At 64.3% G+C, this 19,811-nt stretch carries 17 protein-coding genes; 16 read left to right on the top strand and 1 reads right to left on the bottom strand.

All coding sequences use genetic code 11. The annotated features are described in order from the left end of the window. Window positions 1–5 precede the first annotated feature (5 nt). From ACVZTU_RS12590 to ACVZTU_RS12570, 5 genes are all read left to right on the top strand, one after another. Entirely contained in the window at window positions 6–473 is a 468-nt protein-coding gene (locus ACVZTU_RS12590; protein WP_259357842.1) for a hypothetical protein, read from the top strand. A gap of 153 nt (window positions 474–626) precedes the next feature. After that, window positions 627–932: an Asp-tRNA(Asn)/Glu-tRNA(Gln) amidotransferase subunit GatC gene (gatC, locus tag ACVZTU_RS12585; protein WP_062862017.1), complete on the top strand. Its 306-nt coding sequence runs from the start codon at window positions 627–629 to the stop codon at window positions 930–932. A 1-nt stretch (window position 933) separates the two neighbouring features. Then, entirely contained in the window at window positions 934–2,436 is a 1,503-nt protein-coding gene (gene gatA, locus ACVZTU_RS12580; RefSeq protein ID WP_482400508.1) for an Asp-tRNA(Asn)/Glu-tRNA(Gln) amidotransferase subunit GatA, read from the top strand. Further along, window positions 2,433–3,914, top strand: coding sequence for an Asp-tRNA(Asn)/Glu-tRNA(Gln) amidotransferase subunit GatB (gatB, locus tag ACVZTU_RS12575; RefSeq protein WP_482400507.1), 1,482 nt, complete (start codon window positions 2,433–2,435; stop codon window positions 3,912–3,914). Before gatA ends, gatB begins: the two co-directional genes overlap by 4 nt. Window positions 3,915–4,127: 213 nt before the next feature. Further along, window positions 4,128–5,162, top strand: a complete 1,035-nt coding sequence (locus ACVZTU_RS12570; protein ID WP_434590590.1) for a hypothetical protein — start codon at window positions 4,128–4,130, stop codon at window positions 5,160–5,162. Between the two features lie 13 nt (window positions 5,163–5,175). On the opposite strand, the gene def is transcribed toward ACVZTU_RS12570, so the two are convergent. Beyond that, window positions 5,176–5,748 carry a peptide deformylase gene (def, locus tag ACVZTU_RS12565; protein WP_139468891.1) on the bottom strand — a complete coding sequence of 191 codons (573 nt, stop codon included), beginning with the start codon at window positions 5,746–5,748 and terminating at the stop codon, window positions 5,176–5,178. Between the two features lie 382 nt (window positions 5,749–6,130). Between def and cysK the strand changes: the two genes are divergently transcribed. The 11 genes from cysK (at window position 6,131) to ACVZTU_RS12510 (ending at window position 19,754) form a co-directional block, all read left to right on the top strand. Continuing rightward, window positions 6,131–7,057: a cysteine synthase A gene (cysK, locus tag ACVZTU_RS12560; protein ID WP_482400506.1), complete on the top strand. Its 927-nt coding sequence runs from the start codon at window positions 6,131–6,133 to the stop codon at window positions 7,055–7,057. Between the two features lie 146 nt (window positions 7,058–7,203). Then, on the top strand, window positions 7,204–7,878 hold the full coding sequence (epsC, locus tag ACVZTU_RS12555; protein WP_139908497.1) for a serine O-acetyltransferase EpsC: 675 nt from the start codon (window positions 7,204–7,206) through the stop codon (window positions 7,876–7,878). Between the two features lie 346 nt (window positions 7,879–8,224). Continuing rightward, window positions 8,225–9,415 carry an LLM class flavin-dependent oxidoreductase gene (locus tag ACVZTU_RS12550; RefSeq protein ID WP_139468889.1) on the top strand — a complete coding sequence of 397 codons (1,191 nt, stop codon included), beginning with the start codon at window positions 8,225–8,227 and terminating at the stop codon, window positions 9,413–9,415. Beyond that, the gene (locus ACVZTU_RS12545; RefSeq protein WP_458310280.1) at window positions 9,412–10,125 is read left to right on the top strand and encodes an NAD(P)H-dependent oxidoreductase; all 714 of its coding nucleotides are present in this window, start codon (window positions 9,412–9,414) and stop codon (window positions 10,123–10,125) included. The genes ACVZTU_RS12550 and ACVZTU_RS12545 overlap by 4 nt, the downstream gene beginning before the upstream one ends. A gap of 1 nt (window position 10,126) precedes the next feature. Then, window positions 10,127–10,591 carry a MarR family winged helix-turn-helix transcriptional regulator gene (locus ACVZTU_RS12540; protein ID WP_482400505.1) on the top strand — a complete coding sequence of 155 codons (465 nt, stop codon included), beginning with the start codon at window positions 10,127–10,129 and terminating at the stop codon, window positions 10,589–10,591. A 67-nt stretch (window positions 10,592–10,658) separates the two neighbouring features. Beyond that, entirely contained in the window at window positions 10,659–11,603 is a 945-nt protein-coding gene (locus ACVZTU_RS12535; protein ID WP_181271636.1) for a 2-hydroxyacid dehydrogenase, read from the top strand. Between the two features lie 189 nt (window positions 11,604–11,792). Continuing rightward, a complete protein-coding gene (gene ilvD, locus ACVZTU_RS12530; protein WP_172171176.1) occupies window positions 11,793–13,505 on the top strand; it encodes a dihydroxy-acid dehydratase in 1,713 nt (570 codons plus the stop codon). Between the two features lie 498 nt (window positions 13,506–14,003). Next, a complete protein-coding gene (locus ACVZTU_RS12525) occupies window positions 14,004–14,987 on the top strand; it encodes an ABC transporter permease (protein ID WP_139468885.1) in 984 nt (327 codons plus the stop codon). 1 nt (window position 14,988) lies between these two features. Beyond that, window positions 14,989–15,906, top strand: coding sequence for an ABC transporter permease (locus tag ACVZTU_RS12520; RefSeq protein ID WP_139468884.1), 918 nt, complete (start codon window positions 14,989–14,991; stop codon window positions 15,904–15,906). Beyond that, entirely contained in the window at window positions 15,899–18,004 is a 2,106-nt protein-coding gene (locus tag ACVZTU_RS12515) for an ABC transporter ATP-binding protein (protein ID WP_482400504.1), read from the top strand. The genes ACVZTU_RS12520 and ACVZTU_RS12515 overlap by 8 nt, the downstream gene beginning before the upstream one ends. 52 nt (window positions 18,005–18,056) lie before the next feature. Beyond that, window positions 18,057–19,754: an ABC transporter family substrate-binding protein gene (locus ACVZTU_RS12510; RefSeq protein ID WP_139468882.1), complete on the top strand. Its 1,698-nt coding sequence runs from the start codon at window positions 18,057–18,059 to the stop codon at window positions 19,752–19,754. The last annotated feature ends 57 nt before the right edge of the window (window positions 19,755–19,811 follow it).

Raw genomic sequence — 19,811 nt, 5'->3', positions numbered from 1 at the left:
GGGACATGAGATGGATCCCCAAAATCCTCGCCGGAACCTGCGTGGTCGTCGCCGCGGCACTGACCGCGGTGCCGGTGACGGCAGGCCTGGCGGACCTGGTGCTGGGGCCGGGACCGAACAGCACCAAACGCAATGCTCAGCCGGCACTGACCTCGATGCGCACCCCGGCCGCTCCTGTCACCGCGCGGACCGAGGAGTCGACGATTGCGTTCGACGGCATCTCGACGGACGCGCACGAGGTCATCGAAGGCACCATCGTCGACGATTCTGCGGTCGGCGCATTCTCAGCCGGCACGGACCTCGTCGCCGCCACCGCGGCCGACGCCCGGACCCGCATCGCCGATCTCGCCGCCGACCTCCAGGCCGGAGTCTCGGCCGGAGAATTCACCCAGGCCGACGCCGACCGCGTCGTGGCCGACATGGCCGGATACATCCACGGCACCCGCACCTGGCCCGAACGCCTCCCCGCCTAATAATTACTACCTGACGGCGGCCCAGCAACCTCGCGCGAGGTTGCTGGGCCGCCGTCAGGTAGTTCTGGGGGAAGGTCACAGCGCAACGGCGGGGGCGGGTCGGCTGAAGAGACTAGACTGGTGGCGAGTGAAAACGACGATGAAAGGCAGGGAATGACGGAGTCTTCCGCAATCACCCCCGAACAGGTGGAGCATCTGGCTTCACTGTCTCGGATCGCCATGAGCGAAGATGAGCTGAAATCGCTCGCCGGTGATCTGAGCACAATTCTGGGAAACGTCGCCAGGGTCAACGAAGTGGCCGGCGACGATGTGCCCGCAACCAGTCACCCCATCCCGCTGACGAACGTCATGCGCCCCGACGTCGTGGGCGAGACGCTCTCCAGCGAACAGGCACTGGCCTCGGCCCCGGCCGCCGAGGACGACAAGTTCCTCGTCCCGCAGATCCTCGGGGAGGAATGAGATGACTGAACTGACGAACAAGAGCGCCCTCGAACTCGCCGCAGGTCTGAAATCCGGCGAGTTCTCCTCCGCCGACGTCACACAGGCGCACCTCGACCACATCGCCTCCACTGAGGATGACTTCAACTCCTTCATCACTGTCACCGACGAGCTCGCTCTGGAGACCGCAAAGGCCGTCGACGCCAAGCGCTCAGCCGGTGAGGACCTCCACGCCCTCGCCGGTGTTCCGGTGGCACTGAAAGACCTCGTCGTCACCGAAGGCACGCGTACGACCGCAGGGTCGAAGATGCTCGAGAACTGGGTTCCGCCCTACGAATCGACCGTCCACAACAAGGTCAAGGCCGCCGGTCTGCCGGTGCTCGGCAAGACCAACCTCGACGAATTCGCCATGGGATCGACGACCGAGCACTCGGCCTTCGGCAACACCCGCAACCCCTGGAACCTCGACCACGTGCCCGGAGGTTCCTCCGGCGGTGCGGCCGCAGCCCTCGCCGGTTTCCAGGCCCCACTGTCCGTGGGCACCGACACCGGCGGATCCGTCCGCCAGCCCGCCGCGTTCACCGGCACCGTCGGCGTCAAGCCGACCTATGGTTCGATCTCGCGCTTCGGCATCATCGCCATGGCCTCGAGCCTCGACCAGGTCGGACCGATGGGCCGCAACGTCGCCGACGCCGCAGCCCTGCACGAACTGCTGGCCGGACATGATCCGCTCGACTCGACCTCGCTGCCCGAAGAGGTCGGCGGATTCCTGAGCGCCGCCCAGACCAGCGAGCTCAAGGGCAAGAAGCTCGGCGTCATCAAGCAGCTGGCCGGTGAAGGATACCAGGACGGAGTCCGCACCGCGTTCACGGCAGCGCTGGAAACCGCTGCCGCTGCCGGAGCCGAGATCGTCGAGGTCGACTGCCCGTCGATCTCCTACGCCCTCGACGCCTACTACCTCATCATGCCCTCCGAGGTGTCTTCGAACCTCGCTCGCTATGACGGCATGCGCTACGGCCTGCGCGTCGAACCGGAATCCGGTCCCGTCACCGCCGAGACCGTCATGTCGGCCACTCGTGCCGCAGGCTTCGGATCGGAGGTCAAGCGCCGCATCATCCTCGGCACCTACGCTCTGTCGGCCGGCTACTACGATGCCTACTACGGTTCGGCGCAGAAGATCCGCACCCTGGTCCAGAACGACTTCGCGAAGGCATTCGCAGCCTGCGACGTCCTCGTGTCCCCGACGACCCCGACGACCGCACTGAAGTTCGGTGCGGAGAAGGCGGCTGACCCGATGGCCCTCTACCTCGGCGACGTGGCGACGATCCCGGCGAACCTCGCCGGCATCCCCGGACTGTCCCTGCCCGCGGGCCTGGCCGATGGTCTGCCGGTCGGCTTCCAGATCCTGGCTCCGGCCCGTGAGGACATCAAGCTCTACGAGGTGGCCGGACCCTTGGAAGCCGCACTCGAATCCGCCGGCGGACGCGTGCTCGACACTCTCGCGGAAGGACTGAACGCCAAGTGAAATACGAAGACGCGATCAAGAAATACGATCCGGTCATCGGCATCGAGGTCCACGTCGAACTCGGCACCGCGACCAAGATGTTCGACGCCGCCCCCAACACCTTCGGCGGGGGACCGAACACCAACGTGACCCCCACCTCCCTCGGGCTGCCCGGGTCCCTGCCCGTGGTCAACGAGAAGGGTGTGGAGTACGCGATCAAGATCGGTCTGGCGCTCGGCTGCGAGATCGCCGAAACCTGCCGGTTCGCCCGCAAGAACTACTTCTACCCGGACGTGCCCAAGGACTTCCAGACCAGCCAGTCCGATGAGCCGATCGCGGCCGAAGGCCAGGTCGAGGTCGAGCTCGAGGACGGCACCATCGTGACCGTCCCCGTCGAGCGCGCCCACATGGAGGAAGACGCCGGCAAGAACACCCACGTGGGTGGGGCCACCGGCCGCATCCAGGGCGCCGACCATTCCCTCGTCGACTACAACCGCGCCGGTGTGCCGCTCGTGGAGATCGTCACCCACCCGATCACCGGGACAGGGGAACGGGCCGCCGAGGTGGCCGCCGCCTATGTGCGGACCCTTCGTGACATCTTCCGCGCCCTCGACGTCTCCGAAGCCCGCATGGAACAGGGCAACGTCCGCGCCGACGTCAACGTGTCCCTGCGGGAGCGCCCCGAGGCACCGCTGGGCACCCGCACGGAGACGAAGAACGTCAACTCCTTCCGCTCGATCGAACGCGCCGTGCGCTTCGAGATCGCCCGCCAGGCGACCCTCCTCGAGGCGGGGGAGAAGGTCGTCCAGGAGACCCGTCACTTCCACGAGGAGACCGGAGAGACCTCCTCGGGGCGTCCGAAGTCCGACGCCGACGACTACCGCTACTTCCCCGAGCCCGACCTCGTCCCGCTGCAGCCGTCCCGCGAATGGGTCGAGGAGCTGCGGGCGAGCCTGCCCGAGCTGCCGGCGCAGAAGCGGCGCCGCCTCCTCGGGGAATGGAAGTTCTCCGACCTGGAGATGCGCGACATCGTCAACGCCGGACTCCTCGAAGCCATCGAGGACACCGTCACCGCTGGTGCGAAGCCCGCAGCGGCACGCAAGTGGTGGACCGGTGAGGTCGCACGCCTGGCCAACCAGGAGGACAAACACCCCACCGAGATCATCACACCCGCCCAGGTGGCAGGACTCGTCGATCTCATCAACGAGGGCAAGCTCAACGACAAGCTGGCCAAGGATGTGCTCACCGGAGTCATCGCCGGCGAAGGCGAGCCCGCCGAGGTGATGAAGGCCCGCGACCTCGAAATCGTCGAGGACACCGGTGCACTCGAAGCCGCCGTCGAGGAGGCCATCGCGGCCAACCCCGATGTGGTCGAGAAGATCAAGGGCGGGAAGATGCAGGCCATCGGAGCGCTCATGGGTCCGATCATGAAGGCCACCCGCGGGCAGGCCGATGCCGGAAAGGCCAAGGACCTCATCCTCGCCAAGTTGGGCGTCTGAGTACAGGTCCGACTCCGATCTTGGTCGACGGCGGCGCCTGACAGTGCCGAGCAGGACTCAGGATTGATCCAGCCACACCCTCTAGACTGTGCGTCCAAGGGAACCGACCGGTTTCCCGAGCACAGCGGAGGGTGTGGCTGTTCGCATTCCCCGCAGCCGATGGCCCGCAGGGACAGGGCCGAGTGCGTGACCCACACGCGTGGAGGTGAAGCGGTGTCTGAGTGGAAATCGCTGTGGAAGAGCGAATGCGGGAAGTCCGCGCCGATCTATCGGGTGCTCGTGCCCGACAGCGTCAACGAGGCGGTGCTGCGAGCCTGGAGTGCCCGCGGATACCGCTACACGGCCGGAGCCCCGAGCGCGATCATGCTCACCGGTGGGATGAGCCGGAACTTCTTCCGCTCCAGCGTCCTGTTCAAGGGCGGCACTGCCGCCGGCACCGCCGTGACCGCGGGATTCGCGGCTCCCGGGGGACTGGCTCTGGTCTCGGGATTCGCCGACGCCGCACTGACCTTCGGCGGAATGGGTGCGGCTACCGCCCTGGGCACCGGAATCTTCGCCGCCGTCACCGGGCCCAAGTACCTGCGTGACCCGAAGCGACTGAGTCGGAAGAACCGGCGCAAGGTCGCCGGCGCCCAGTGGGTGACTCCGGCCAGTCTCGGCTATCTGCCGGGGCGCAAGGAAGGCCGGGACACCGACGAACAGCGTCTGTTCCATCTCGCGGTCACGATCGCTCGCAAGATCGTGCACACCCGTGCCTGGACCCACCCGATACTCAAAGACCACGTCTCCCGCGTCGACCTCGACCATGCCGTGGCCTCCATCGGAGTGCGGCTGCAGGAACTCGTCAGCCTGCGCGAGGAGATCGAAGGCATCCGCGATGCGGGAACCGCGAAGTCGGTGGAGACCTATCTGTCGAAGCTGGCCGTCGCATTCTCGTCGATGGCCCGCCGGGTGGAGTCGATGCACGAATACTACGAGCGGCTGCTCGAACTCGATCAGCAGCTGATGCTGCTGCACAACTCCGAACGCTCCCGCGAGCTCGGCGATCGAGTGCTCGATGTGCTGTCTCGCACCGCAGCCGATGATTCCGCCGATTGGCAGTTCAGGGAGCTGCGCATCGATGCGGATTCGCAGTCGTCGATCATCTCCGGACTCGTCGCCGAACTCGACCAGACTGCCGATGATTTCGACGACTTCGACACCCGGCTCGCCGCGGCTCAGAAGTCCGTGGACGAACTCGAAGCCTGAGCTCGCCCCCGGCTCAGTGACCGAAAGGGTCGGGGTCGACTCCCGGCATCCATGACTGGCCCGGCTGGTTATAGCCGTGAGCCTCCTGGGCTTTCTTCCACTTCTTCGACCACCGCTTGTCGAGACGGTCGACGTAGAGGGTTCCCTGCAGGTGGTCGTATTCGTGCTGCATGATGCGCGCGAACCACCCGTCAGCGCTCAGGGTCACCGGTTCGCCTTTCTCATCGAAGCCGTTGACGGTGACCCTGTCGGCACGTTTGAGGGGGAAATCGAGACTCGGCACCGACAGGCATCCTTCGGTCTCATCGTCGGGATCAGGACGGGTATCGGGAACCTTCGAGGCAATGAGCACGGGATTGACGAAGGTGCCGCGACGACGCACACCATAGTCATCGTCGGCGTTGAACACGAAGATGGACTTGCCGACACCGATCTGCGGTGCGGCCAGTCCGACACCGTTGCTGGCGTCGAGCGTCTCGTGCATGTCTGCGACGAGTTCGGCAAGGTCCTCGTCGAACTCGGTGATCTTCTCGGCACGACGATGCAGAACGGGCTCGCCGTAGACGACGATGGGATGAATAGCCATGGGGACAATCGTATCGGTCACCTGAGACCGTCTCAGACTCCGCCCGATCGCAGCGCTCGGGCGCGATCTCGGGGGAGGGCCGCCTCGGTGACCGTGTCCACCGATTGCTCAGCGGTTGATCGTATCCCGCGCTCGATCGAGTGGATGGATATGCGGCCATCTCGGGTATGTGATAGGGGCCGTCATAAAGTTTCGCCCCCAGCGAACACAGATTGTTGAGCAACATATCTGGGAACACGTTCAAGGTCGGCGTGGTTATGATGAGGGCAAGCCGTCTCGGACCACGAGATGCAAGCTGTCGCTCCACCCGTTCAGGTGCACGTCCGCCGAACGGCGAGTGGCCGCCGACGGCGGTGCACAAAGAATCGTGAAAGGACTTACTTTGACCATCTTCAACAACGTCTCCGAACTCGTCGGCCGCACGCCGCTGGTGCGCATCAACAAGGCCAGTGACCGGTCGGGCGCCGAGATCGTGGCGAAGCTCGAATCCTCGAACCCCGGCAACTCCGTCAAGGACCGCATCGGCGTGGCGATGATCGACGCCGCCGAGAAGTCCGGCGAACTCAAGCCCGGCGGAACCATCGTTGAGGCGACTTCGGGCAATACCGGCATTGCGCTGGCCATGGTCGGCACCTCCCGCGGCTACAAGGTCGTCCTCACGATGCCCGAATCGATGTCGAAGGAGCGCCGTGCTCTGCTGCGCGCCTTCGGAGCCGAGCTCGTCCTCACCGACAAGGCTGCGGGTATGAAAGGTGCCGTGGCGAAGGCGGAAGAGGTCGCCGCCGAGGGGGCCGTGCTCGTCCGTCAGTTCGAGAACAGAGCCAATGCTGAGATCCATAAGGCCACGACCGGCCCCGAGATCCTCGCCGACACCGATAACAAGGTCGACATCTTCGTTGCCGGCATCGGCACCGGCGGCACCATCTCCGGCGCAGGCGCCGCTCTGCGTGAGGCGCTGCCTGAGGTCAAGATCGTCGCCGTCGAACCCTCCGCCTCGCCGCTGCTGACCGAGGGCACTGCCGGACCGCATGCCATCCAGGGTCTGGGTGCGAACTTCGTGCCGGGCATCCTCAACACTGAGATCTACGACGAGGTCGTCGACATCGACAACGAGGTCGCCATCGAGCGGGCCCGCGAGGTCGCCAAGGAAGAGGGTCTGCTCGTCGGAATCTCTTCGGGTGCTGCCCTTGCTGCGGCTGAGCAGGTCGCTTCGCGCCCCGAGAACGCCGGCAAGCGCATCGTCGTCGTCCTCCCCGACTTCGGCGAGCGCTACCTGTCGACACCGCTGTTCTCGGAATACCTCGACTGAGCGCGAGTGAACAGCGTGAGGGCGTCAGACTTCGGTTTGGCGCCCTCGCTGTCTGAGACGTTCCCTGTCGGAGGGTCGCGGGAATTCTTCCGACCGGATCCGACTTGCACGAGATAGACCGAGACGACTGAGCAAGGGAGTCAATGATGAAGGCACTGTGGGCAGCGGCCGCGGCAGCTGCGGGGGCGGCCGCCTTTGGGCTGAGCCGACCCGGTGTGCGCGAGACGCTGAGAGAAGACCTCGAGACGGTGAAGCGACGCGATCCGGCGGCGCGCAATGATTTCGTCTCCCTGGTCTCCTACCCCGGGATGCATGCCATCTGGGCGCACCGCGGACTCCACCGGCTGTGGCAGCACGATGCCGGAAAGGTTCCGGCGCGACTGATGTCCCAGCTCGTGCGGACGCTGACCGGGGTGGAGATCCACCCAGGGGCCAGGATCGGGCGTCGCTTCTTCATCGACCACGCCAACGGAGTCGTCATCGGGGAGACCTCGGAAGTCGGCGACGATGTCATGCTCTACCATCAGGTCACCCTCGGCGGTACGTCGATGGCACAGACGAAGCGCCACCCGACGATCGGCAACCACGTGCTCGTCGGAGCCGGGGCGAAGATCCTCGGCCCCGTCGTCGTCGGCGACAACTCCGCGGTCGGAGCCAACGCCGTCGTCGTCAAGGACGTGCCGGCCGACTCGAGCGCTGTCGGCATCCCCGCGACCGTGCGCTCGAAGAAGAAGGACGGCGCCGCTTCGGCGAAGGCGGGAGCCGAGTCGTCGACGACGCACCCGGATTTCGTCCTCGAGGATCCGGCCCTCTGGATCTGAGTCCACCGCCGCGGCCATGCTCCGGTTCGCTGCTGTGCTCAGCGAACCGGTCTCGGCGAACAGACACGAAAAGCGGTTCCTGCCTACGGGCGGGAGCCGCTTTTCGTGCATTGTTGGGTCGATCCACGGTGAAAATCGGGCTGGAACCGCGGAAACACCGTGGATCGACCCAACAATCGACCGTTTGCGATCATGGCCTCGCGTCCCACCCAGGTGACCGCTCTGGGGCCGGGAATACTTTCGCGACCATCTCTGTTAAGATTTCAACTAGTTACTTCAAAATTGAAGTTAGTCCAATCAGCAGGGCGGACGCGAGAACCGCAGCAGCCCAGATGCAGGAGGCGTCATGGAATTCGGAATCTTCACCATCGGCGATGTCACCACCGACCCCACCGACGGCACCACCGTCAGCGAACACCAGCGGATCAAGAACACCGTCGAGATCGCCAAGAAGGCCGAGGAGGTCGGACTCGACGTCTTCGCCACCGGGCAGCACCACAACCCGCCCTTCGTGGCCCCGGCGAACCCGCCGGTCCTTCTGGCCAACATCGCCGCACAGACGGAGAAGCTCGAACTCTCGACGGCGACCACGCTCATCACCACGACCGATCCCGTGCGCATCGCCGAAGACTACTCGTACGCGCAGCACCTCTCCGACGGTCGCATCAGCCTGATCATGGGCCGCGGCAACACCGGCCCCGTCTATCCGTGGTTCGGCAAGGACATCCGTGCCGGCATCCCGCTGGCGGTCGAGAACTACAACCTGCTCTACCGTCTGTGGCGTGAGAAGAACCTTGACTGGGAAGGCAAGTTCCGCACACCGCTCAACGGCTTCACCGTCACCCCGACCCCACTGGACGAAGTGCCGCCGTTCGTCTGGCACGGATCGATCCGCAGCCCCGAGATCGCCGAACAGGCCGCCTACTACGGCGACGGGTTCTTCCACAACAACATCTTCTGGCCGACCTCGCACACCGCGCGGATGGTTCAGCTCTACCGTCAGCGCTATGAGTACTACGGCCACGGCACGGCCAGCCAGGCGATCGTCGGCCTCGGCGGTCAGGTATTCATGCGCAAGAACTCCCAGGACGCCGTCCGCGAGTTCCGTCCCTACTTCGACAACGCCCCGGTCTACGGCCACGGGCCCAGCCTCGAGGACTTCTCGACGCAGACTCCGCTGACTGTCGGTTCGCCGCAGCAGGTCATCGAGCGCACCCTGAGCTTCCGGGACTGGGCTGGGGACTACCAGCGCCAGCTCTTCCTCATCGATCATGCGGGACTGCCGCAGAAGACGGTGCTCGAACAGCTCGACCTCCTCGGCGAAGAGGTCATCCCCGTCCTCCGCGAGGAGTTCGCGAAGGGCCGCCCGGCCGACGTCCCCGACGCTCCCACCCACGAATCCCTCGTCATCCGCCATCGCGAAGGCCGGGACCCGATCCCCGGCGGCGGAGAAGGTTCCCGCGCCTTCGAGGACCGTCAGGCACGCGCCGCCGAAGCGGCCCAGAATCCGACACAGGAAGGAGCCGACCGCTCATGAGCACGAACACGATGAACATCGTGGCCGTGACCACCTCCCTGAGCGAGGACTCGACCACGCTCAAGCTCACGAACCGGATCCTCGGTCAGACCGCCTCGGCGGGGGAATCGGTGGGCATCGACGTGACCACGGACGTCATCAACGTCCGCAACCTCGCCACCGCGCTCACGGATATGACCCTGACCGGGTTCCGCTCCGAAGCGTTGGAGCAGGCCTTCGCGACCATCGCCGCCGCCGATGCGATCGTCACCGTCGCACCGGTGTACAAGGCAGCCCCCGTCGGCCTGCACACCCTGTTCTGGCAGCTCGTCGACGACAGGGCGCTGAGCCGCAAGCCCGTGCTCATCGCCTCCACCGGCGGCACTGCCCGCCATTCGCTGGCCGGGGACGCGGTGCTGCGGCCGATGCTGTCCTACCTCAAGGGCATCGTCGTGCCCACCACGGTGTTCGCCGCGACCGACGACTGGGGAACCGTCGAAGGCGGCCGTGCGCTGACCGCCCGGATCCGTCAGGCGGGGGAGGAACTCGTGTCCCTGACCGCAGCGATCATCGGCGCCGGAAACGACGACCTCGCCGAGGTGGCCGACCCCGATTCGCACGCAGGTGCAGGGGCGGGCGCGACCCGGGGCACCTCCTCGGCGAATCGCGGAATCGTCGACGAATTCGACCCCGCGAACGTCACCCCGTTCGCGCAGCTGCTCGAGGGCTGAGATGACGGAGATCAGATTCGGGCTCGGCAGGGAGGCGCTGGCGCAGAACGCGTGGCGGACCTATTTCGAGACCTCGCAGCGCCTCCGTCAGGTCCTCGAGGTCCAGCTCAAGGACGATGCAGGGCTCGACGTCAGCGACTACAACACTCTGCTCCTGCTGTGGGAGGCGCCGGAGCGGACGCTGACGATGAGTGCCCTGGCGAAGAAGCTCGTCTTCTCGCCGTCGCGGCTGAACTATCGGATCAAGGTCCTCGTCGACGCGGGACTGGTGACGAAGACCCAGTGTCTCGATGACGGGCGTGCCCACAATGTCGCTCTCACCGAGGCGGGGGCGCGGGCATTCCTGTCCGCCGGGTCCCAGCACAAGAGCTATGTCGACGAGATCTTCTTCGATCATGTCAGCGATGCCGAACTCGAGGTGATCGAGGCCGTCTTCACTCGGATCGGAAGAGCGCTGCCCGAGTGACGAGGCCCGTCATCTCAGAGTGACGAATCCCTCGGCACCGGGCCTGGCCGCGTGCCACAATGAGGGCATGTCCATCACCACAATCGCCTTCCCGAACTCCGAGCTCCGCAACCGTGTGATCGCTCGGATCCCCGCTCACCAGCGCGCGAACGTCGACCTCGTCGTCTTCTCCGATTCCGAACGGTCGGCCAAGCTCAGTCGTGACGATGTCGATGTCGTCATCCTGCCGTACATGGATTCCGGGCCGACGATCGAGCTGCTCGACGAGCTGCCCAACCTGCGCATGGTCATCACTCAGACGACCGGATTCGATCCCGTCGCCCACCTGCCCGAACGCGGAATCCAGGTGGCGACCGCCTCCGGCGTGCACACCGGGGGCACCGCCGAGCTCGCCCTGGCGCTGACCCTGGCCAGCCTGCGCGGAATCGATGACGCCGTGCGCTCGCAGGTCTCGCGGGTATGGGAGCACCAGCGTCACCGCTCGCTGCAGGACCGGCGGGTGATGATCATCGGCGTCGGCGAGATCGGCTCGGCCATCGCCGACCGCTTCGACCCCTTCGAAGTCCAGCTCACCCGAGTGGCCTCGACCGCACGTGAGGACGAGCGCGGGAAGATTCACGGCGTCGACGAGCTGCCGGAACTACTGCCCCACACCGAGGTGGTCGTGCTCATCACCCCGCTCAACGAGGGCACCCACCACCTCGTCGATGAGAAGTTCCTCAGCCTGCTTCCCGACAATGCGCTCATCGTCAACGTCGCCCGCGGCAAGGTCGTCGACACGGAGGCGCTTGTGGCGGAACTCGCCGCGGGCCGGCTCCATGCCGCCCTCGACGTCACCGATCCGGAGCCGCTGCCGCGCAACCACGCGCTGTGGGGCACCCCGAACACCCTCATCACACCCCATGTCGGAGGCGACACCTCGGCGTTCGAACCACGGGTCGTGAAGATCCTCGCCGAGCAGGTCAGGCGGATCAACGACGGTGAGCAGCCGGTCAATCTCATCAAGGCCTGAGATGCCGTGAGCTGGGGCCCGAGGCGCAGCGAATCGCGGGCCTGCATCGCCGGCAATAGGTCACGCGAATCTGACCTAAGCAGGGCCGGAACATGGCCCCGCGGTCGGACTCTCGCATGGTTCCCACAAGAGGTTCCACCATGCGAGAGTCCGGCATGCGGATGCTGAAATCGGGCGTAGCATGCCTGCATGAGCATCGATACAGACAACACCACTCCCGACATCAAACCCCGTTCTCGCGATGTCACGGACGGCCTCGAGGCCACCGCCGCACGCGGCATGCTGCGCGCCGTCGGCATGGGCGACGACGACTGGGTGAAGCCGCAGGTCGCGATCGCGACCTCGTGGAATGAGATCACCCCCTGCAACATGTCGCTGCAGCGTCTCGGTTCGGCCGCCAAGGAAGGCGTCCACGAGGCCGGTGGCTTCCCGCTGGAATTCGGCACCATCTCCGTCTCGGACGGAATCTCGATGGGCCACGAGGGAATGCACTACTCGCTGGTCTCCCGTGAGGTCATCACCGACTCCGTGGAGACCGTGATGAGCGCCGAACGACTCGACGGCTCCGTGCTGATGGCCGGCTGCGACAAGTCGATCCCCGGAATGCTCATGGCCTCCGCCCGCCTCGGGCTCTCGAGCGTCTTCCTCTACAACGGTTCGATCATGCCCGGAACCGCGAAGATGGAGGACGGCTCGGAGAGGGAAGTCACCCTCATCGACGCCTTCGAAGCCGTCGGCGCCTGCCGTGCGGGCACCATGTCCCAGAAGGACGTCGACGCCATCGAGCGCGCCGTCTGCCCCGGTGAGGGTGCCTGCGGCGGAATGTACACCGCGAACACGATGGCCTCGGCCGCCGAGGCCATGGGCATGTCCCTGCCGGGCTCGGCTGCTCCGCCGGCCATCCACCGCAACCGCACGATGTTCGCTCGCAAGTCCGGTGAGGCTGTTGTCAACATGCTGCGCCAGGGCATCACCACGAAGGACATCATCACCCGCGAATCGCTGCACAACGCGATCGCCGTGGTCATGGCCTTCGGCGGTTCGACGAACGCGGTCCTCCACCTGCTGGCCATCGCGCACGAAGCCGGAGTGGAGCTCGAACTCGATGACTTCAATCGCATCGGCGACAAGGTTCCGCACCTGGGCAACGTCAAGCCCTTCGGCCAGTACGTGATGAACGACGTCTTCAAGATCGGCGGCGTGCCCGTGATCATGAAGGCCCTCCTCGACGCCGGTCTGCTCAACGGCGACTGCCTGACCGTGACCGGCAAGACCGTGGCCGAGAACCTTGAGTCGATCAATCCGCCGGACCCGGACGGGAAGATCCTGCGCGCGCTCAACAACCCGATCCACGCCACCGGCGGCCTCACCGTGCTGCAGGGATCGTTGGCTCCCGAGGGTGCGGTCGTGAAGTCCGCGGGCTTCGACGCCGACGTCTTCGAAGGCACCGCTCGCGTATTCGACCAGGAGCAGCCGGCCATGGACGCCGTGCTCAACGGAGAACTGAAGAAGGGCGACGTCGTCGTCATCCGCTATGAAGGGCCCAAGGGCGGGCCCGGAATGCGCGAGATGCTCGCGATCACCGGCGCCATCAAGGGCGCGGGCATCGGCAAGGACGTCCTGCTGCTCACCGACGGTCGCTTCTCCGGCGGTTCGACCGGCCTGTGCATCGGCCACATTGCCCCCGAGGCAGTCGACGGCGGTCCGATCGCGCTCGTCGAGGACGGTGACAAGATCACCGTCGATATCGCGGCCCGCTCGATCGAGCTCCACGTCGACGAGGAGGTGCTGGCCGAGCGTCGCAAGACCTGGACGCTGCCCGAGAACCACCGCCTCACCGGTGTGCTCGGCAAGTACGCGAAGCTCGTGCAGTCGGCATCGAAGGGCGCAGTCTGCTTCTGATCCAGTTCAAGGTCCGTTGCTGATTCCGCTCGCCTTCGGGTGACGCTCAGCGATACGGAACGGTTCCACCATCGCCGAGGCGGTGCAGACATCACGTCTGCACCGCCTCGGCGATTTCGGTGGGGAACGTTCCTGAGGACAGCACGGACCGTTCCGACCCGGCGACACGAGACTACAGTTACCGAAAAGTTACTTCGGCGTGTCGCGCGGAATTCCGGGGGACACGGAGCCTTGTCGCAATCAATACTGCAAGGGAAGTTTGTGCAACAGGTCACATGGAGATACAGTGCGAATTACGTTCAGTCTTCTGTGATGAACCATTGATGATTCACTCATAGTGGCTGATCAGAGGAAAATTCGCGCAAAGGAACCTTGATCGTTGATGATTCGCACCGCTTACCCGATTCGCCGTGAGATCTACTCCCAGCTGCCGGGTCCCATGCACCATTCCTCGACGTCCAGTGAGGCCCGGCTGATCCCTGTGTCGTAGTCGGCGCCATGGGAAAGTACGTCCTGCGGCGGTTCATCAACTACTTCATCCTCGCGTTCATAGCGACGGTCACCGCCTACATCACCTCCAGCTCATTCATGGATCCGGCCTCCCGGTACCGTGGCCAGAATCCGCCGCTGTCAGAAGATTCGATTCGGTCCATCCTCAACGGCCACGGCACGAACCCCGAAGTCCCGATCCTCGAGAGGACCTGGCACTGGCTGACGAACATCTTCCTCCATGGTGATTTCGGCACGACGGTCCACAACTCGCCTGTGCTGCAGGAGATCCTCGTTCGGGCAGGTGTCAGCCTCAAGCTCCTGCTCATCGGATCGATCATCGGAGCCATCCTCGGTGTGATCCTCGGCGTCTGGGGAGCCGTCAAGCAGTACAAGGCATCCGACCAGGTCGTGACCTACGCGTCCTACCTCATCATCGCCACTCCGACATTCGTCATCGGCGTGATCCTCATGATCATCGCCACCGGATTCAACAATGCACTCGGCACGACCCTCATCCGCTTCTCGGGTGACTACTCGGCGAATATCGACCCTGGCTTCATCCCGTGGTTCACCGACCAGGTGTCACATATGCTGCTGCCGACCCTGGCGCTCGTGCTCATGGGCGCCGCGACGTACTCGCGCTACCAGCGTTCGGTCATGCTCGACGTGCTTGCATCGGACTTCATTCGCACCGCCAGGTCCAAAGGGCGCACCCGCAGAACCGCGTTGGTCAAGCACGGCGTGCGCGTCGCACTCATCCCGATGTCGACGTACTTCGCCTACGCGTTCGGCACCCTGGTCGCCGGCTCCTCGATGCTCGAGGTCGTCTTCTCATGGAACGGCATGGGCCAGTTCACCATCAACTCGATCCTGCAGTCCGATATCAACGCGGCCGCAGGCTCCGTTCTCTTCGTCGCAGTGCTCACGCTCCTGGCCTCGACCCTGTCCGAGGTGCTCTATGCCGCACTCGACCCGAGAGTGAGGATCTGACATGGCAACAGATATTCCGATCTCCACAGAGCCCGACACCGAGGTGGTGACGAAGCGTTCGAAGCCGACCTCTCGGGCGATGCTCATCTGGCGCCGCCTGCGCTCGACCCCGCGGTTCTGGGTCGGCGGGATCCTACTCGCATTCTTCGTTCTCTTCGCTCTGTTCGGCAATACCATCAACATCTATTCGCCGACCGACCAGGATGTCTTCGCACTCAATGAGGGCCCGAGCGCCCAGCACTGGTTCGGTACGAACACGATCGGCCAGGACATCTACGCTCAGACCGTCGTGGGACTTCAGAAATCCCTGCTCATCGGCATCATCGCCGGACCGTGTGCGAGCATTCTGGCCGCCATCATCGGTTCGACGGCAGGCTATTTCGGTGGTCGCGTCGAGACGATCATCGTCTGGTTCATCAACCTTCTGCTCGTACTGCCGTCCTTCTTCATCCTTGTGCTCATGGCGCCTCTGCTGAGGCAGCTGTCGTGGACGGCCATCGTCGTCTTCCTCGTGCTCTTCGGTTGGATGATCATGGCTCAAGTCGTGCGCAACCAGACCAAGGCGATCAAGGACCGCGACTTCGTCCGAGCCGCCCGCTATATGGGGGTTTCGACTCCGAAGATCCTCAGCCGTCACATCATTCCCAACGTGGCCTCGATTCTCATCGTCGATGCGACGCTCGGCGTCGTCTCCGCGATCCTTGCCGAGACCTCCCTGAGCTACTTCAATCTGGGCATTCAGAAACCCGACGTGTCGATCGGCACACTGCTGGCCGAAGGCTCCGGAGCGGCGGCCACACGTCCCTGGCTGTTCGTCTTCCCCGCAGGGGTGCTTGTGCTCATGCTCTTCGCGATCAGTCTCATGGCCGATGCCCTGCGGGATGCGATCGATCCGACCTCAGGAGTCAACCGTGACTGAAACCCTTGACATCGACCTCGCCCCCGTCACCGCGGCAGAACCCATCCTTGAGGTCAGAGACCTGACGGTGACCTTCCCCAACCCCAAGGGCGACGTTCAAGCAGTGCGCGGGGTCATCTACGAGGTCAGACCGGGCGAATTCCTCGGCATCGTCGGCGAATCCGGGTCAGGCAAATCCGTGTCATCGATGGCTGTGATGGGTCTGCTTCCCTCCACCGCTCAGATCGCCGGCTCCATCCGGTATCGCGGGCAGTCTCTTCTCGACATGAACGACCACCAGATGTCGAAGCTGCGTGGCCGCGAGATCGCCATGGTCTTCCAAGATCCGCTGTCGGCACTGACTCCCGTCTATACGATCGGAGAACAGATCTCCGAGGGTCTGATCATCCATGACCCGAGCCTGTCGAAAGAGGCGGCGAACGACCGGGCGATCGAACTGCTCAGAATCGTCGGCATCCCAGGGGCGGAACGGCGGGTGAAGTCATACCCCCACGAGTTCTCCGGAGGCATGCGGCAGCGAGCCATGATCGCCATTGCGATCGCCAACGATCCGGATCTCATCATCGCCGACGAGCCGACGACGGCATTGGACGTGACGATTCAGGCTCAGATCCTCGACGTGCTGCAGAAGGCACGCGAGATCACCGGTGCCGCGATCGTGCTGATCACTCACGACCTCGGTGTAGTGGCCGGAAACGCCGACCGAATCGCTGTCATGTACGCCGGCCGCCTCGTCGAGACCGGGGGAGTGGAGCAGGTCTTCCACAGCCCGCAGATGCCCTATACGACAGGACTGCTGCGTTCGGTGCCGAACCTTGCCACAGCGGGAACCCAGAGACTCGTTCCGCTCGAGGGCAAACCGCCGTCGCTGTCGAATCTTGCGCCGGGGTGCCCATTCGCACCGCGTTGTCCGATCGCGGTCGACAGATGTCGCGAGGTCGAGCCCGAACTCGTCGAACACGGAATCGCCGGCGTGCAGGCCGCCTGCCATCGTGCCGACGAGATCGCCCGGGGCGATCTGGAAGCCAAGGACATCTACCCGCGCCCCGACCCGGTGGCGACTCGGGTGAAAGACGACGCAGCCCCGAACATCCTTGAAGTCACCGGTCTGCAGAAGCACTTCCCTCTGCTCAAGGGTGCCGTGTTCAAGCGACAGATCGGCACGGTGAAAGCCGTCGACGGAATCGATCTCGAGATCAAGGCCGGCCAGACCCTCGGACTGGTGGGCGAGTCGGGCTGCGGGAAGTCGACGACGATCGGTGAAGTCCTGGAGATGGTCGCTCCGCAGAAGGGACGGCTGGTCATCAACGGCATCGATGTCGCGGACCTGAACAAGCGTGAACGTCTGGCCATGCGCAAAGACGTCCAGGTCGTCTTCCAGGATCCGATGGCCGCAATCGACCCGCGGCTGCCGGTCGGCGAAGTGATCGCCGAACCGCTGACCGTGCACAAAGTGCCGGCTCAGGAGCGCAACGACAAGGTTGCCGAGATGCTCGAACTCGTCGGCCTCGACGCGTCGATGGCCGAACGCTATCCGCATGAGTTCTCCGGTGGGCAGCGTCAGCGCATCGGCATCGCTCGGGCCTTGGTGACGAACCCGAAGCTGCTCGTCCTCGACGAACCCGTCTCGGCTCTCGACGTCTCAGTCCAAGCAGGTGTCATCAACCTGCTGGAAGACCTGCGTGACACCTTGGGACTGTCCTATCTGTTCGTCGCTCACGACCTCGCGGTCGTCCGACAGATATCGGACTATGTCGCCGTGATGTATCTCGGTCGGATCGTCGAGTACGGCGAATCCGACGCGCTCTATCGGCAGCCGCGGCACCCCTATACACGTGCACTGATGTCAGCGATCCCCGTTCCCGACCCAGAAATCGAACGGTCTCGGGAACGGGTGCTGCTCACCGGAGATCTGCCGAGCCCGACCGATGAGATCTCCGGCTGCAACTTCCGCACCAGGTGCCCGCTGTTCAACCTGCTGCCGGACGGGGACAGGCAAATGTGCCTGACCGATGACCCCCGTCCGCGGTCACTGGAAGGCGACCTCGTCGCCTGCCACCATGCGGAGCGGATCACGGAGCTCGACACCGCGACCTGAAGCCGCACCCATAGCCCACCTCGAGGAACACCACACTAGAAATGAGGAACTCATGAGAATGAGGAAGAAGGCGACAATGGTCGTCGCCGCGACCGCTGCGCTGGGCCTGGCACTGTCCGGCTGCCAGCAGGCGAACAAGGACTCCGGCGGAGTCGACAGCGACAAGGCGGACAAGGAGATCTCCGGGCTCCCCACCACCGACTACCAGAAGGCCGGATACGACGAGGTCAAGGACGGCGGCACGCTGACCTACCCGATCACCGAGATCCCCGCGAGCCTCAACTACTACCACGCCGACGGCGCCCATGTGGACAACAACAACATCTACGGCACCACCTTGGGCGGACCGGTCAAGATCAAGGATGACGGCACCTGGGAAGTCGACAAGAACTACGCCGAGAGCGTCGAGATCGCCAGCGAGGATCCCCTGGTCATCGACGTCAAGCTCAATAAGGACGCCGTCTGGGAGGACGGCACACCGATCGACGTCGACGACTACAAGGCTTTCTGGCAGACTCGCGACGGCAAACACGACGAGTTCGAGGTCGCCTCGACCAAGGGCTACGAGGACATCGAGAAGATCGAATCCGGCAAGGACAAGCACGACGTTAAGGTCACTTTCAAGACCCCGAACATCGACTGGCCGAACTACATCGGCGCCTTCCTGCCCAATGAGATCACCGAGGATGCCGACTCCTTCAACAAGGACTACACGAAGAAAGTCCTGCCTTCGAACGGTCCCTACAAGGCCGACAAGGTCGACACGAAGTCCGGCGTCATCACCATGGTCAAGAACGACAAATGGTGGGGACAGGAACCCAAGCTCGACAAGGTGATCTTCAAGGTCGTCTCTCAGGCACAGCAGGCTCAGGCCTACGCCAACAAGGAGATCGACCTTGTCGATGTCGGCACCGATGGCGACTCCTACAAGACCGCCGGCAAGCGCGAAGACGGAGAGATGTACAAGTCGCAGGGCATGGAATACACGCACCTGACGATGAATGCGAAGAAGGGTGCGCTCAAGGAGCAGGAAGTCCGTGACGCGATCGGTCATGCGATCAACCGCGAAGCCATCGCCCAGGCTGCGATCGGCCCCGTCGAAGCACCGGTGACTCTCATCAACAACGTCACATTCATGCCCGGCCAGGAAGGCTACCAGGACAACACCGACGGCAGCCTCGACTTCGACCAGGAGAAGGCGAAGAAGATCCTCGACGACGCCGGCTGGAAGGAAGGCGATGGGGGTGTCCGCGAGAAGGACGGAGAGAAGCTCCAGTTCAAGATCGTCGTTCCCGCCGATACCGCTTCGAATGCCCAGCGTGCCGAACAGGTGATGAAGGACCTCAACGAGATCGGCTTCAAGGTCGAAATCGAAACCGTTCCGGTCGCCGCGTACTTCGCCGACCACGTGCTCAACGGCAACTTCGAGATGGCGACGTTCACCTGGCAGGGCACAGCCTTCCCGATCTCCTCGGGATCGAACCTGTTCTACCCGGCGGATTCCGCGCAGAACCACTCGAAGATCTCCAGCGATGCGATCGGCGAGAAGTTCAAGGCTGCGACGAAGACACTCGATCCGGCCGAGGCGAAGAAGCTGGCGAACGAGGGCGATGCCGAGGTTCTGAAGCTCAAGCCGCTCATCCCCTTCTACCCGACACCATATGTGTGGGGCGTGAGGAATGACGTCCTCAACCTCGGGCCGCGCCAGCTCGAAACACCCGACTGGACCGAGATCGGCTTCAAGAAGTGATGCACTGATCGATTGAAGCCTTCCGAGACTGCCGGCCCCGTGGGATCACGTTCCCCA

This window comes from Brevibacterium sp. OS20 (assembly GCF_056837565.1).
The sequence above is the reverse complement of the archived record's forward strand: the minus strand, read 5'-3'. Positions and strand labels throughout refer to the sequence as shown.

Bases quoted from the DNA above. Each gene is read 5' to 3' on its own strand.
- ACVZTU_RS12590 (WP_259357842.1), top strand. From the start codon at position 6: ATGAGATGGATCCCCAAAATCCTCGCCGGAACCTGCGTGGTCGTCGCC.
- gatC (WP_062862017.1), top strand. From the start codon at position 627: ATGACGGAGTCTTCCGCAATCACCCCCGAACAGGTGGAGCATCTGGCT.
- gatA (WP_482400508.1), top strand. From the start codon at position 934: ATGACTGAACTGACGAACAAGAGCGCCCTCGAACTCGCCGCAGGTCTG.
- def (WP_139468891.1), bottom strand. From the start codon at position 5,748: ATGGCTATTCATCCCATCGTCGTCTACGGCGAGCCCGTTCTGCATCGT.
- epsC (WP_139908497.1), top strand. From the start codon at position 7,204: ATGAAGGCACTGTGGGCAGCGGCCGCGGCAGCTGCGGGGGCGGCCGCC.
- ACVZTU_RS12550 (WP_139468889.1), top strand. From the start codon at position 8,225: ATGGAATTCGGAATCTTCACCATCGGCGATGTCACCACCGACCCCACC.
- ACVZTU_RS12545 (WP_458310280.1), top strand. From the start codon at position 9,412: ATGAGCACGAACACGATGAACATCGTGGCCGTGACCACCTCCCTGAGC.
- ACVZTU_RS12540 (WP_482400505.1), top strand. From the start codon at position 10,127: ATGACGGAGATCAGATTCGGGCTCGGCAGGGAGGCGCTGGCGCAGAAC.
- ACVZTU_RS12535 (WP_181271636.1), top strand. From the start codon at position 10,659: ATGTCCATCACCACAATCGCCTTCCCGAACTCCGAGCTCCGCAACCGT.
- ilvD (WP_172171176.1), top strand. From the start codon at position 11,793: ATGAGCATCGATACAGACAACACCACTCCCGACATCAAACCCCGTTCT.
- ACVZTU_RS12525 (WP_139468885.1), top strand. From the start codon at position 14,004: ATGGGAAAGTACGTCCTGCGGCGGTTCATCAACTACTTCATCCTCGCG.
- ACVZTU_RS12520 (WP_139468884.1), top strand. From the start codon at position 14,989: ATGGCAACAGATATTCCGATCTCCACAGAGCCCGACACCGAGGTGGTG.
- ACVZTU_RS12510 (WP_139468882.1), top strand. From the start codon at position 18,057: ATGAGAATGAGGAAGAAGGCGACAATGGTCGTCGCCGCGACCGCTGCG.